At 66.7% G+C, this 14,805-nt stretch carries 9 protein-coding genes; 8 read left to right on the top strand and 1 reads right to left on the bottom strand.

What is annotated here, in order from left to right; genetic code table 11:
• The first annotated feature begins 85 nt into the window (after positions 1-85).
• From ABQY64_RS12765 to ABQY64_RS12730, 8 genes are all read left to right on the top strand, one after another.
• Positions 86-1,702 (top strand): aldehyde dehydrogenase family protein, encoded by a 1,617-nt coding sequence (locus ABQY64_RS12765; protein WP_349779284.1) that lies wholly within the window; start codon positions 86-88, stop codon positions 1,700-1,702.
• Entirely contained in the window at positions 1,699-2,898 is a 1,200-nt protein-coding gene (locus ABQY64_RS12760; RefSeq protein WP_349779285.1) for a Xaa-Pro peptidase family protein, read from the top strand. The genes ABQY64_RS12765 and ABQY64_RS12760 overlap by 4 nt, the downstream gene beginning before the upstream one ends.
• Before the next feature lie 115 nt (positions 2,899-3,013).
• Positions 3,014-4,831 (top strand): DUF885 family protein, encoded by a 1,818-nt coding sequence (locus tag ABQY64_RS12755; protein WP_349779286.1) that lies wholly within the window; start codon positions 3,014-3,016, stop codon positions 4,829-4,831.
• Positions 4,828-6,699, top strand: a complete 1,872-nt coding sequence (locus tag ABQY64_RS12750; RefSeq protein ID WP_349779287.1) for a DUF885 family protein — start codon at positions 4,828-4,830, stop codon at positions 6,697-6,699. The genes ABQY64_RS12755 and ABQY64_RS12750 overlap by 4 nt, the downstream gene beginning before the upstream one ends.
• 66 nt (positions 6,700-6,765) lie before the next feature.
• Positions 6,766-8,352 (top strand): APC family permease, encoded by a 1,587-nt coding sequence (locus tag ABQY64_RS12745; RefSeq protein ID WP_349779288.1) that lies wholly within the window; start codon positions 6,766-6,768, stop codon positions 8,350-8,352.
• Positions 8,342-10,690 (top strand): DPP IV N-terminal domain-containing protein, encoded by a 2,349-nt coding sequence (locus ABQY64_RS12740; protein ID WP_349779289.1) that lies wholly within the window; start codon positions 8,342-8,344, stop codon positions 10,688-10,690. The genes ABQY64_RS12745 and ABQY64_RS12740 overlap by 11 nt, the downstream gene beginning before the upstream one ends.
• Positions 10,687-12,327 (top strand): DUF5597 domain-containing protein, encoded by a 1,641-nt coding sequence (locus tag ABQY64_RS12735; RefSeq protein ID WP_349779290.1) that lies wholly within the window; start codon positions 10,687-10,689, stop codon positions 12,325-12,327. The genes ABQY64_RS12740 and ABQY64_RS12735 overlap by 4 nt, the downstream gene beginning before the upstream one ends.
• 229 nt (positions 12,328-12,556) lie before the next feature.
• Positions 12,557-12,853: a hypothetical protein gene (locus tag ABQY64_RS12730; RefSeq protein ID WP_349779291.1), complete on the top strand. Its 297-nt coding sequence runs from the start codon at positions 12,557-12,559 to the stop codon at positions 12,851-12,853.
• Positions 12,854-13,489: 636 nt separating this feature from the next.
• Here ABQY64_RS12730 and ABQY64_RS12725 read toward each other — a convergent pair.
• On the bottom strand, positions 13,490-14,656 hold the full coding sequence (locus ABQY64_RS12725; protein ID WP_349779292.1) for a DUF5694 domain-containing protein: 1,167 nt from the start codon (positions 14,654-14,656) through the stop codon (positions 13,490-13,492).
• Between the last annotated feature and the right edge of the window lie 149 nt (positions 14,657-14,805).

Raw genomic sequence — 14,805 nt, 5'->3', positions numbered from 1 at the left:
ATCAGCGCGGCATCCTCGTCGTTTTCTGGTCGGCCGCTGCCGCACAGTGCGCAGGGTCTGTCCTCATGCAACCGAAGGTGCCGCAATGAACGAGACGCTCCAATCCCCGCCCACACAGCAGGCCGAGGTATTGCTGGCCGGCCGGTGGCAACCCAGCCGCGCGGCGAGCGCCAGCTTCCGTGCCGCCGACCCGAGCACGGGTGAGGCGATCGGGCCGCAGTTTCCGGTCAGCGGTGCGGAGGATGTCGAAACCGCGATTGCGGCAGCGCAAGCGGTCGCAGCGGAACTTGCGGCAGCACCGGTCGAGAAGATTGCGGCGTTTCTGGACGCCTACGCCGACGCACTGGACGCCGATGCCGACACCCTGGTGGCGCTTGCCCACGCAGAAACCGCACTGCCGGCGCCCACACGCTTGCGTGGCAACGAGCTGCCACGCACCAGCGGGCAGTTGCGTCAGGCCGCCCAGGCGGTGCGCAGCTATAGCTGGACCCAACCCATCATCGATACCGCTGCCGATCTGCGTTCGCATCTGGCGCCACTCGGCAAGCCGGTGGTGGTGTTTGGCCCGAACAATTTCCCGTTCGCCTTCAATGCGATTGCCGGCAGCGATTTCGCCTCGGCCATTGCCGCGCGCAACCCGGTGATCGCCAAGGCGCATCCGCTGCATCCGGCCACCAGCCAGCGCATGGCGCAGCTTGCGCACACAGCCTTGCTTGCGGCGGGCCTGCCGGCTGCGGCGGTGCAGTTGCTGTATCACTTCGACAACGCCACCGGCCTGCGACTGGCCGGCGATGCGCGGCTGGGGGCGATCGGCTTCACCGGCAGCCGTGCGGGCGGGCTGGCGCTGAAGGCCGCCGCCGATGCGGCTGGCGTGCCGTTCTATGCCGAGCTGTCCAGCGTCAACCCGGTGTTCCTGCTGCCGGGCGCACTGGCCGAACGCGGCGCGGCGCTGGCGCAGGAATTCTTCTCCTCGTGCACGCTGGGCAGCGGCCAGTTCTGCACCAATCCCGGGGTGGTGGTGGTGCCGCAGGGCGAGGCCGGCGATGCGTTCGTGGCCGCGACCACGGCGCATTTCGAGGCCGCCATGCCGATGGTGCTGTTTTCGGGCGCAGGCGTGGAAGGCGTGCAACACGGTGTGGCAGCGCTGCGCGCTGCCGGCGCCGCGCTGCTTGCCGGCGGGCATACCGGCGAAGACGGCTATCGCTACGCGCCGACCTTGTTGAGCGTGGATGGGCAGGCGTTCCTCACCAGCCCGCATGCGCTGCAGACCGAGGCCTTCGGCCCGGTGAGCCTGCTGGTGCGTGCACGCGACGTGGCGCAGATGACGCAGATCGCAGCTGCATTCGAAGGCAACCTCACCGGCACCTTGTACCGCGCGGCCGATGGCAGCGACGATGCGGCCTGGCAGGCCATCGCCCCGGTGCTGCGGGCGCGGGTGGGGCGCTTGATCAACAGCAAGATGCCGACCGGCGTGGCGGTGAGCGCGGCGCAGAATCATGGCGGGCCGTTCCCCAGCACCGGGCACCCGGGCTTCACCGCGGTGGGCATGCCCGGTTCGATCCGCCGCTTCGCCGCCTTGCACAGCTACGACGCGGTGCCGGACGCCTTGCTGCCGGCCGACTTGCGCCAGCGCAATCCGGGTGGCGTGGCGCGCCTGGTCGATGGGCAATGGAGCACCGCCGACCTTGGAGCCGTCGCATGAGCAGCCAGATCGGCGGGCTGTCGCTGGAACAGGCGCGCGCGCAATTGACGCCGTGGACGCAGCGCGCCTCGCCGATCGCCGCGCAGGAATACGCACAGCGCATCGAACGCGCACGCCGCCTGATGCGCGCGCACGGCGTGGATGCGTTGTTGATCGGCGCCGGTACGTCGCTGCGCTATTTCACCGGCGTGCCCTGGGGCGCGAGCGAGCGCCTGGTCGCGCTGCTGCTCACGCTGGACGGCGACCCGGTGCTGATCTGCCCCGCCTTCGAAGAAGGCTCGCTGGATGCGGTGCTGAAGATTGCGGTCGCCAAACATCTGTGGGAAGAACACGAGGACCCGTACGCGCTGGTGGTGCAGGTGATGGACGACCGCCACGCGCATGCACTGGCGCTGGATCCGGGCATCGCCTTTGCCGTGCACACCGGCCTGCGCGCGCACCTGGGCACGGCAATCCGCGATGCCGCGGCCATCATCGACAGCTGCCGCATGTGCAAGTCACCGGCCGAGCTGGCGCTGATGCAGCAGGCCTGCGACATGACCTTGCTGGTGCAGCGGCTGGCTGCCGGCATCGCGCAGGAGGGCATCGGCACCGACCAGTTGGTGCGCTTCATCGACGAGGCGCACCGCGCGCTGGGTGCGGACAACGGCTCGACCTTCTGCATCGTGCAGTTCGGCCATGCCACCGCCTTTCCGCACGGCATTCCCGGCGTGCAGCACCTGCGCGCAGGCGAGCTGGTGCTGATCGACACCGGCTGCACCGTTCAGGGCTATCACTCCGATATCACCCGCACCTGGATCTACGGCACGCCCGACGACGCGCAACGGCGCATCTGGGACCTGGAACAGGCAGCGCAGGCAGCCGCGTTTGCGGCGATCCGCCCCGGGCTCGCCTGCGAAGCGGTGGACCGGGCCGCACGCAGCGTGCTGGAGGCCGCTGGGCTGGGCCCGGACTACCGCTTGCCGGGATTGCCGCACCGCACCGGCCATGGCTGCGGCCTGGCGATCCACGAAGCGCCGTATCTGGTGCGCGGCAATGCGCAGCCGCTGCAGCCGGGCATGTGCGCCAGCAACGAGCCGATGATCGTGGTGCCCGGTGCGTTCGGGGTGCGCCTGGAAGACCACTTTTACGTCACCGACACCGGCGCGCAGTGGTTTACGCCGCCGTCGCCGGCGATCGATCAACCGTTTGCATGAGCCGTTACAGGCTCACGCACGCGTAGGAGCGCACCCGGGCGCGATGGGCAGTCCCGATAAAGCCGTCGCGCGCAAGCGCGCTCCTACAGCCGCCATTGCATCTTGGAGTAACTGCATGAACCACCTGCGTCCCGTCGCCATCGGCCTGCTGGCCGCCGCCTTGTTCACAGCTTGCAAGCCGGCGCCGCCGGCAGCGGAAACGGCTGCTGCAGCCACCGCTGCGCCAACCGGCGAGCAAGCCGCCAAGGCCTTCGATGCGCTGCTGGACAAGCAATGGCAGTACCAATTGCAGCACAACCCGGAGTTCGCCAGCATCATCGGCGACAAGCGTTACAACGATCGTTGGAGCGACTATTCGCTTCAGGCCGTGCAGGCCGAGCGCACTGCCACTGCCGAGCTGCTCAAGCAATTCGAAGCGATCGACAGCAAGACGCTGGACGAACAGCGCCAGCTCAGCCTGCAGATGATGCTCGGCCAGTTGCGCGACAAGCTGGAAGGCATCGACCTGAAGACCTATGCGATGCCGCTGGAGCCGATCGGTGGCATCCAGCTGGGGCTGGCCGGTTACGGCGATGCGTTTCCGTTCGAGAACGCCAAGGATTATCGGGACTACATCAAGCGCCTGCAGACCATTCCGACGGTGATCGACCAGGTGATTGCGGTGTCGCGGCAGGGCGCCAAGGAGGGGCTGGTGCAGCCGCGTTATCTGCTGGAGCGCCTGCCCGAGCAGATCGACAAGATCGCCGCGCTGACCGGCGAGCAGAGCCCGTTCGCCTCGCCGCTGAAAAAACTCGATGCCGCGGTGCCGGCCGACCAGCGCGCTGCGCTGCGCGCGCAGTTGCTGGCCGCAATCGAGCAACAGGTGCGCCCGGCCTACGCCAAATTGGCCGCGTTCGTGCGCGACGAATACGCCGCGCAAGGGCGCGCGCAGGAAGGCCTGTGGTCGTTGCCCGATGGCGAACGCCGCTATCGCTATGCCATCCATACCCAGACCACCACCGACATGGCGCCGGAGGAGATCCATCAGATCGGCCTGAAGGAAGTGGCGCGCATCGAAGGCGAGATGACGGTGATCGCCAAGGCGCAGGGCTTTGCCGACCTGGCCAGCTTCCGCAAGGCGGTGGACACCGACAAGCGCCACTTCGCCAGCTCCGGCGAGCAGATCCTGCAGCAGTACCGCGATTACATCGCCGCGATGGAACCCGAGTTGCCCAAGCTGTTCGGCCATTTGCCGAAGACGCCGTTGGAAGTGCAGGCGATGCCGGCATTCCGGCGCAGCGCGCCCGGCGCCGAATACTGGCAGAGCAATCCGGAAGGCACCAAGCCGGCCATCGTCAAGGTCAACACCAGTGACTTCGCCAGCCGCACGCTGGTCAATATCGAAACCACCGCCTATCACGAGGGTGTGCCGGGCCATCACCTGCAGATCTCGCTCGCCCAGACACTGCCATTGCCGCCGTTCCGTCAGCAGGCCGGCTACAACGCCTACATCGAAGGCTGGGCGCTGTACGCCGAGCGCCTGGGCAAGGAGATCGGCTTCTTCAAGGACCCGTACAACGATTACGGCCGGCTGTCCGGCGAGCTGTTGCGCGCCAATCGCCTGGTGCTCGACACCGGCGTGCATTACAAGCGCTGGAACCGTCAGCAGATGGTGGATTTCTTCCACGCGCATCCGTCCGATGACGAGCCCAGCATCCAGTCCGAAACCGATCGCTACATCGTCTGGCCGGGCCAGGCGTTGGGTTACAAATTGGGGCAGCTGCAGATTCTTGCGCTGCGTGCGGAGGCGGAAAAAGAACTCGGCGATCGCTTCGATGTGCGCGCCTTCCACGATGCGGTACTCGGCGGCGGCGCAATGCCGCTGGCGATGCTGCAGCAGCGCGTGCGCCAGTGGATCGCGCAGGCCAAGGCGGCGCCGGAGGCACGCGGATGAGCACCCACAGCGTCTGGCGCGCGAGCGCACTGAGCGTACTGATTGCTGCCAGCCTGGGCGGTACGGTGTCGCAAGCACAGGCCGCAGCACCTGCACCCGCAGCAAGCACGCAAGACAGTGCAGCGGCACGCTTCAAGGCGCTGTACATGCGCGAATGGCGCTGGCGCCAGGCGCAGCTGTCTGGCGCGGTGGATGAAGACAACCAGGCCACCCAGGACAGGCAGTCCGACCATCTGCCCAAGGTCGATGTGGCCACGCAAAACCTGCGCACCGCGTACTGGCAACAGACGTTGAAGGAGCTGGATGCGATTCCGGCAGCGCAGTTGCCGGCCGAAGACCAGGTGAGCTACCAGGTGTACCGGCAGCAGCTGCTGGTGCTGCTGGATCAGCAGCACTTCCGCGCCTGGGAAATGCCGTTCAACAGCGACTCGGCATTTTGGAGCGATCTGGGTTTCAGCGCCGAGGCCAAGCTGCGTACGCGCGAGGACTACCAGCGCTATCTCAAGATGCTGGCCGATATCCCGCGCTATTTCGCCGAGCACACCGACAATATGCGTGCCGGCCTGGCGCGCGGTTTCAGCCAGCCCCGGGTGACCCTGACCGGGCGCGACCAGTCCATCGCCGACGTGGTGCAAGCCAAGGGCGAGGCCAATCCGTTCTACGCACCGTTCAAGCAGATGCCGGCCACGCTGCCTGCCGATGTGCAGGCGCAATTGCGCCTGCAGGCAGTCAACACCATCGATACGCAGGTGCTGCCGGCCTACGCGAGCTTGCTGGACTTCATCCGCAACGAGTACCAGCCGCGCGCACGCACCACGCTGGCCGGCGAAGCCTTGCCGGACGGGCAGGCGTATTACCGCGCCCAGATCCGCGAGTTCACCACGCTGGAGTTGAGCCCGGAGCAGATCCACCAGATCGGTCTGCAGGAAGTGGCCAGGCTGCGCACGCAGATGGATCAGACCATCGCCGACAGCGGCTTCAAGGCACCGGCCGGGCAGGCGGTGTTTCCTGCCTTCCTGCAGTTCCTGCGCAGCGACCCGCAGTTCTATGCCAAGACGCCGGAACAGTTGCTTAAGCAGGCCGCCTGGATCGCCAAGCGCGTGGACGCCAAGGTGGGCGATTACATCGGCCGGCTGCCACGCCGACGCTTCGCGATCGAGCCGGTACCGCCGGAACTGGCGCCGTTCTACACCGGCGGGCGCGGTGGCCCGGGCATCTATCTGGTCAACACCTACAACCTGCCGTCGCGGCCGCTGTACAACCTGACCGCACTGACGCTGCACGAGTCCTCGCCTGGCCACGCGCTGCAGATGCCGCTGGCGGCAGAGGCACAGGGGCTGCCGGAGTTTCGCCGCTACGCCTACATTTCTGCCTATGGCGAAGGCTGGGCCCTGTATTCGGAGTACCTGGGCCAGGAAATGGGCATGTACGACACGCCCTATGACCGCTTCGGCTATCTCACCTACCAGATGTGGCGCGCCTGCCGCCTGGTGATCGATACCGGCATCCACCACAAGGGCTGGACGCGCGCGCAGGCGCAGGCCTATCTGCGCGACAACACCGCCTTGAGCGAGCACGAGGTCACCACCGAGGTGGACCGCTACATCGCCTGGCCGGGGCAGGCGTTGTCGTATTACCTGGGCGAGCTGAAGATCCTGGAGCTGCGGCGCAAGGCCGAAGCCGCCCTGGGCGAAAAATTCGACCTGCGCCATTTCCACGATGCGGTGCTGCAGACCGGCTCGGTGCCATTGCCGGTGCTGGAGGCGCGCATCGACCGCTTCATCGCCGACGGTGGTGTCTCGCCGTATGCCGCCGAAGATGCTGCCGGGTCGGCGGCAGCAGAGGCCAAGGCCGCTGCCAGCGACTGATCCAGGACATCACCAGCCGACGTTCTTCGCAACACCAATCGCGCTATCCACGCTTCGGGGCGACCAATGACCACACACGGTACGACCACGCAAGGCAAGTTCCACAAGCGACTCAGCCTGACCGACCTGACCTTTATCGGGCTGGGTTCGATCTTCGGCTCGGGCTGGTTGTTCTCGGCCAGCCATGTCTCTGCCATCGCCGGACCGGCCGGCATCCTGTCGTGGATCCTCGGCGGCATCGCGGTGTTGCTGCTCGGCCTGGTGTATTGCGAACTCGGTGCCGCGCTGCCGCGCGCCGGTGGCGTGGTGCGCTACCCGGAGTATTCGCATGGCGCCTTGCTCGGCTCGTTGACCGGCTTCATCACCCTGATCGCGTTTTCCAGCCTGATCGCGATCGAGGTGGAAGCGGCGCGCCAGTATGCGGCGGCATGGTTCCCGCTACTCAACCAACCCGGCGGCAGCCATCCCAGCGTGTGGGGCTGGCTGGTGCAACTGGCCCTGCTGGTGCTGTTCTTCCTGCTCAACTATTTCAGCGTCAAGACCTTCGCGCTGGCCAACAACATCGTCAGCATCTTCAAGTTCCTGGTGCCGATCCTGGTGATCGTGCTGCTGATGAAGCACTTCAACCCGGGCAACCTGAGCGTGCACGGGTTTGCGCCCTCGGGCATGGCCGGGGTGGAGGCGGCGATCTCCGCCGGCGGCATCATCTTTGCCTACCTGGGCCTGACCCCGATCGTGTCGGTGGCCAGCGAGGTGCGCGACCCGCAGCGCAATATTCCGATCGCCCTGATCCTGTCGGTGGCCTTGTCCACGGTGATCTACGTGCTGCTGCAGCTGGCATTCCTTGGCAGCATTCCGGCCGCGCAACTGGCGCCTGGCTGGAGCGGCATCGACAAAGTGTTTGCGCTGCCGTACCACGACATCGCGCTGGCGTTGGGGATGGCGTGGCTGGCTGCGCTGGTGATCTGCGATGCGATGGTCTCGCCCAGCGGTACCGGCAACATCTACATGAATGCCACCCCGCGCGTGGTGTACGGCTGGGCGCGCAGCGGCGGGTTCTTGCCGGTGCTGACGCGGGTGGATCCGCAATCGGGCATCCCGCGTCCAGCATTGTGGTTGAGCCTGGGCTTGTCGATCTTCTGGACGCTGCCGTTCCCCTCGTGGGAGACCCTGATTGGCGTGGTGTCGGCGGCCCTGGTGCTTAGCTATGCGGTGGCGCCGGTCACCGTAGCCGCATTGCGCCGCAGCGCGCCGGACTTGCCGCGGCCGTTCCGCGTCCGTGGCCTTGCCGTGCTGGGGCCGCTGTCGTTCATCGTCGCCGCCTTGATCGTCTACTGGTCGACCTGGCCCACCTTGTCGTGGTTGCTCGGCCTGCAGGTGGTCGCGTTCGTGCTGTATGTGCTGTATCGCCTGCCATCGCGCCAGGGCAGGGCACGCCTGCTGCGCCAGGTGCGCGCATCGCTGTGGTTGATCGTGTTCTTCGTGCTGGTGATGGCGGTGTCCTGGGCCGGCACGTTCGGCGGTCACGGCTGGATCGCGCATCCGTTCGACACCTTGAGCGTGGCGGTGATTGCATTCTTCATCTATCACTGGGGCGCGCGCAGCGGCTTGCGCAGCGATGAGCTGGCGTTGGAGGAGGACGATGGCGAGTGAGCTGCGCCGCAGCGCGGGTGCATCGCGCTGGTTGCGTGGCTGCTTGAACGGGGTGGCTGCGTGCATCGTGTTGCTGTCGACGGCGGCACAGGCCGCGCCCAGTGTGGCCGACTACCAACGCGCGCTGGGCTTGCGCGCGCACTGGAGCACGCTGACCGAGAACGTGGCCTGGCCGGCGCAATGGCAGGACAACGGCACGTTCTATTACCGCAAGACGGTGCCGGGCGGATTCGCCTTCGTCCGTATGGATGTCGCCACGCTGCAGAAAACGCCGGCGTTCGATCAGCTGCGCGTGGCGCAGGCATTGAGTGCAGCGACCGGCACACCCTACACCGCGTTGCAGTTGCCGTTCGAGCGCTTTGCCTATGCGCCGGACGGCGAGCGCAGCGACGGGGCGATCCGCTTCGTGCTTGGCGAAGCGCCCTGGCGTTGCAGCCTGACGGACGACCGCTGCGCCCGCGATGACGCCGCTGCAAAGCAGCGTCCACGCGGCTTCGGTGTGGTGCGCGACCCTGCGGTGCCAGCCGACACCACGCCGCGCCGTTCGCCCGATGGCCGCTGGGAAGCGCTCGCCGATGGCTGGAACCTGCTGCTGCGTCGCGTCGCCGATGGGCAGCTGACCCGGCTCAGCGACGATGGCCGCGCAGACGATTACTTCGACCCGGAGAGCATCGCCTGGTCGCCGGACTCGCAGCGGCTGGCGGTGTATCGCGTGCGTCCTGGGTTGGCCCGCCGCGTCACCCGCGTGGAAGCAGCGCCTGCAGGCGGCGGCCAGCCGCGCGTGCGCACCCAGCTGTACCCCAAGCCCGGCGATGCGGTGGATGTGGAGCGGCCGGTGCTGTTCGCCGTGGACGGAACACGCCGCGAGGTGGACACCGCCTTGTTCGCCAATCCGTATGCGCTGTCGCCGCTGCAGTGGCGCAGCGATGGCCGCAGCGTGAGCTTCGACTACGTGCAGCGCGGCTTTCAGCGCATGCGGGTGATCGCGGTGGATGCGCAGAGCGGTCGCGCGCACGTGGCGGTCGGCGAAGATGCGCGCACCTTCGTCTACGCCGACCGCAGCTTCCGGCATGACGTGGATGGGCGCGGCGACGCGTTGCTGTGGATCTCCGAACGCGACGGCTGGCGGCACCTTTACCTGGTCGATGGCCGCAGCGGCAGGTTCAAGCGGCAGCTCACGCGCGGGCCGTGGATCGTGCGCGATGTGCTGCGCGTGGACGACGCGCAGCGGCGCATCTGGTTCACCGCCAGCGGCATGGATGCGGGCAAGGACCCGTACTACCGGCAGCTGTACAGCGTGGATTTCGACGGCCGCCGGTTGACCCGGCTGACCCACAGCGATGCCGATCATGATGTGGCGATCGCAGACGATGGTCGGCATTACGTCGATGTCTATTCGCGCCCGGACCTGCCGCCGGTGATGGAGCTGCACGCAATCGATGGCCGGCTGCTGCAGCAGGTGGAACAGGGCAAGATCGACAGATTGCTGGCCGCCGGCTGGCGCGCGCCGGAGACCTTCGTGGTCAAGGGCCGCGATGGCCGCACCGACATCTGGGGCATGGTGGTGCGCCCGCGTGATTACGACCCGCACAAGAAGTATCCGGTAATCGAGAACATCTACGCCGGTCCGCACGACTCCTTTGTGCCGAAGACGTTCTGGCCGTTCGGCTATCACTCCGGTGGCGACAAGCAGATCGGCATGCAGGCGCAGGCGGATCTGGGCTTTATCGTGGTGATGATCGACGGCATGGGCACCGCCAACCGCTCCAAGGCCTTCCATGATGTGGCGTGGAAGAACCTGGGCGATTCCGGCTTTGCCGATCGCATTGCCTGGCACCGTGCGTTGGCGGCCAGGGACCCTTCCTACGACATCGGCCGGGTCGGCATCTATGGCGCCTCGGCCGGCGGGCAGAGCACGCTGGGCGCGCTCGAACGCCATCCGGACTTCTACAAGGTGGGCGTGGCGTTCGCCGGTTGCTACGACAACCGCATGGACAAGATCAGCTGGAACGAGCAGTGGATGGGCTGGCCGGTGGATGCCGGTTATGCGCAGGCCTCGGGTGTGGTCAATGCGGCCAAGTTGCAGGGCGACCTGCTGCTGATCGTTGGCGAGCAGGACAGCAATGTGGACCCGGCCTCCACCGCGCAGGTGGTCGATGCGCTGATCAAGGCTGGCAAGGACTTCGAGCTGCTCAACGTGCCTGGTGGCGAGCATTCGGTAGGCCGCTCCAGCGGGCCGATCGATTATGTGCAGCGTCGCCAGTACGACTTCTTCGTGCGCCATCTGCGCGACGAACCCACGCCACATTGGAATTCACTGCCGTCGGAGGCGCGATGATGCGTTTGCTTGCCCTGAAGATGCCGCGGCCGCGCGGCCGCATCGCAGCCCTGCTGTGGTCACTGGCGATGTTGGCCGGTTGCGTGCCATTGCTGGCCAGCGCGGAAGAACTGCCGCGCTTCGTTACCCAAAATGGCCGCCATGCGCTGTTCGTCGATGGCGCGCCATACACCGTGCTGGCCGCACAGCTGCACAACTCCAGCGCCTGGCCGGCGGTGCTGCCCAAGGCGCTGGACGAGGTGGTCGCGCTGCACGCCAATACGGTGGAAGCGCCGGTGTACTGGGAGCAGTTCGAGCCGGCGCCCGGGCGCTTCGATACCACCAACGTGGATGCCTTGATTGCCGGCGCGCGCAAGCGTGGCCTGCGCGTGGCCTTGCTGTGGTTCGGCAGTTGGAAGAACGGCCAGATGCATTACGTGCCGGAGTGGATCAAGCGCGACGACGCCACTTACCCACGCATGCGCGATGCCAATGGCGAACCGGTAGATGTGCTGTCGCCGCATGTGGCCGCCAACGTGCAGGCCGATGTGCGTGCGTTCACCGCATTGATGCAGCACCTGCGCAAGGTCGATGGCGACCGCCATACGGTGATCCTGGTACAGGTGGAAAACGAGCCCGGCGCGATCGGCACGGTGCGCGACCATGGCCCGGCCGGCGAGGCGGCGTTCGCGCAACCGGTGCCCGCCGCGATCGCGCAAAAACTGGGCAAACCGCAAGGTAGCTGGCAGCAGCTGTTCGGTGCCGAAGCGGCCGAAGCCTTCAACGCGCATGCGACGGCGGCGTATATCGAACAGGTGGCCGCGGCCGGCAAGCGCGCCTATCCGCTGCCGCTCTACGTCAACACCTGGCTGCGCTACAAGGGCAAGCGTTACCCGGGCATGGATTATCCGTCCGGCGGTGCGACGGTGAATGTGTTCGCGCTGTGGCGCGCGGCCACGCCGTCGGTCGACTTCATCGGCACCGATATCTATACCAACGACTACAACGAGTACACCAAGGTCATCGGCCAGTACGCGCGGCCGGACAACCCGGCCTGGGTTTCGGAAACCGGCTTCGAAGCGGCCACCGCGCCGTATCTGTTCCATGTGCTGGGGCAGGGCGGGATCGGCTTTTCGGTGTTCGGCATGGATGGCAACCAGGACAGCCAGGCCAACCGCGACGCGATCGCTGCGCACGCCGCCAACTTCAAGCTGCTGGCGCCGCTGCAGCGCGTGATCGCCCAGGCCGCCTTCGACGGCCGGCTGCAGGCGGTGGCCGAACAGCCCGGCGCGCCGCAACGCACGCTGCGCTTTGGCGACTGGCAGGCCAAGGTGTCGTTTGGCGCGCCGATGTGGGGCGATGCGCCGGCGATCCTGCCGGGCAACGACGACCACGGCGGGCGGCTGCTGGTGGCGCAGCTGGGGCCGGAGGAATTTCTGGTCACCGGCATGGCCGCGCGCATTGAATTTTTCCGCGAGGCGGCCGATACCCGTCATGGACAACTGTTGCGGGTGGAGCAGGGGCGGTACGTGGACGGGCGCTGGCAGGTCGAAAGACAGCTCAACGGCGACCAGACCGACTACGGGCTCAACTTCGGACGGGTGGATGCGGCGGGTGAAGTGCCGGTGGTGTTGCGTGTGCGGGTAGGCACCTATTGAGCCTGCGTGAGGCGGCTGCGCAGCCGTGAGGTGGGCGTGATCAGAATCGGTGGGTGGGACACGTCATTGCGGTTCCTGTTAGCTGGTTCCACCTCGTGAGGCACGCTTGCCACGCGCCTCGGTGGGCGTAGGAACGACAGCAGCGCGGCGCGATTGCCGGCAACGATTGTGTTGATTGGTTGGTAAACAAACGTCATTGGTTATTTCTCAGTTCTGCACCGGAGCCACCATGAGCATCAGCAGTATCGCCAGTTCCGGAATGCAGGTCGCCGCACTGCGCCAGCAGGTGGCCGCCAGCAATGTGGCGCGTCAGCCGGTGGACGGCAGTCCACGTCAGGCCGTTGCAGCCAGCACGCAGCTCAATGGTGGCGTGGCAGCCAGCGTGGTCGACGCCAACGCCGATCCATCGGCACCGGCCAGCGATCTGGTCGAAGGCCTCTCGGCACGCAACGATTTCAAGGCCAACGCCACTGCGCTACGTCGCTCCGACGAAATGCTGGGTAGCTTGCTGGATGTGCTGACCTGAGAGCCCGGATTGGACGAAGGCCGGTTGTCGATCTAGTGCATTAGGTGCGCGGCCTTCGCTTTGATGCCGCATCTGGCTGCACCTGAAACCGGATTTACGTTCTGCATTTTGTGGAGTCAGCGAATTGATGGCTGCTGCTTATGCTGGTATCGATAACTGCAGGTTTTGTCTGCGGGTGTTGGGACCGTGCGGGCAGCCCGCAAGCGTAGAGCGGCTGATCTGTTACCTGGCTGCAGGGCCCTTGCCCGCCCACCATCGCGGGACACGCCGCAAGTACGTCCGTGTAGGCTCTTACGCGGCATCCATGCCGCGTAAGGTCCCGCGACGGTAGGCGGGCAAGGACCAGTCGAGATGGTCGGTGTGCAAGGTCGCGAGCAAACCATGACGTGTGTTGTTCGGATAGCGTCGCCTCCGATCAGCCTTCCAATGCACCCCGAGCAACAAGCAGGTTTTTGCCAAATCACCGACCAACTCTCTGATGCGGTGTCCTCGCCGGTTGCGGGACCGTATGGCGGCATCAAGGCCGCCACCGAGCCCCCACGGGCGGGTCCACGGGCGTGTCCGGCGAGCGGCGAGGGCACCGCGCCTTCGACTGACTCGCGTTTGGCCTGGAGCGTCATGCTGACGGCGTTGTACTCACGGCCCGTCACTGCCCAACAGCTGCGCCGCATCCACGATATCCACCCCTTGCAGCTGTCCCAACCAGTTGTCGAACCAGGGCTTGTGCATGGCACCGACCACTGCCAGCACCTTCGCACCAGGTTGTTCGGCAAAGCTGGCGCGTACATTGGACACCATGCGCAGGTTGCGGATCTCCCAGCCGGATACGTAGCGATAGCCGTAGCGCTGCGGCGAACCCTCGCTCAGTGCGGCGCGAAAATCCACCGCGATGGCCAGCTGCTGGCTGGCCGGCAGGTTGATCGCGCGATAGAGCTCCAGCAACTTGCCTTGACTTGCCAGCTGGTCCTCGCGCTCACGCATGGCGCGCGCCCGCGGCGCGGCCTTGTCCCAGGCGGCCTGGATCGCCTTGCCGTACGCCGCCGGGTCGGCCAGGTCCACGTTGTCGCCGGTGTGATCGTCGGCCGGATGGACGCGCTGCAGGCCAAGGCGTGCCGCCAACCGTGCGGCGATCTGGTAACTCTCGTTGGGGCGCTGTTCCATGCTGCGCAGTCGCGCGACCAGCGCCGCATCCAGGCCGTCGCCGCTGCGCTGTTCTGCCGGCGCAAGCTGCAGCCATTGCACCAGCGCAGATGGTGGCTCGCCCGAGGCCAGAAACAGCGCAGCCAGGTGCCGACGCTGTGCCGGTGTGGGCGTACTGGGCAAGCTGCGGAGCGCTGCACGGACCTGGCTGAGAGCGGTGGGAACGTCCAGCCCGGTGGTACGCGCCGCCTCGCTGGTGTCGGGGCAATAGGTCGTGGTGTCCTCGGGCAGATACACCGCCGGATGGCGCCGCATCAGGTCGCAGGTTTCGCCCGACAGGTCCTCTGTGGTGATGATGGTCGGCGCGTACGCGGCCAGCCGGTCCATCAGCGGTTGCAGCCGTGCTGTACCGATATCGCTGCCCTTGGGCAACTGCGACAGATGCACGCTGCCAAGCACCAGCACCTGGGTGCGTGGCGCGGCCATCTCGGCATCCAGCTGCGACAGGTCCACCTGCGCCTGCGCGATGCAGGGCGCGATCAAGGCCAGCCACAGCCAGCAATGCGCCGGACGTTTCAACCGCCTGACGGACGCGCTGCCGGCATCGAAAAATCGCGCTGCGGCGCGGGCACTGTGCGCGATGCGCGGTAGGGATGGCTGCATGACGGTCCTTGTGGGTGGGCTTGGGTTGCGTTGTGTCTGGCGACGGTGCCGCCTGCGTCTGTGCAGCCAGTGTGGCTGCCACCGCAGCTGCCGGCGTGGCCAGAAAGTCACGTGGCTAAATGGCAGGGGGCGGCGGCTGGGCGCTGCGC

It is taken from the genome of Xanthomonas sp. WHRI 7065 (genome assembly GCF_040203115.2).
Taxonomy (GTDB): Bacteria; Pseudomonadota; Gammaproteobacteria; order Xanthomonadales; family Xanthomonadaceae; genus Xanthomonas; species Xanthomonas arboricola.
Note: the sequence above shows the minus strand (reverse complement) of the source record. Positions and strands in the feature narration are given on the sequence as shown.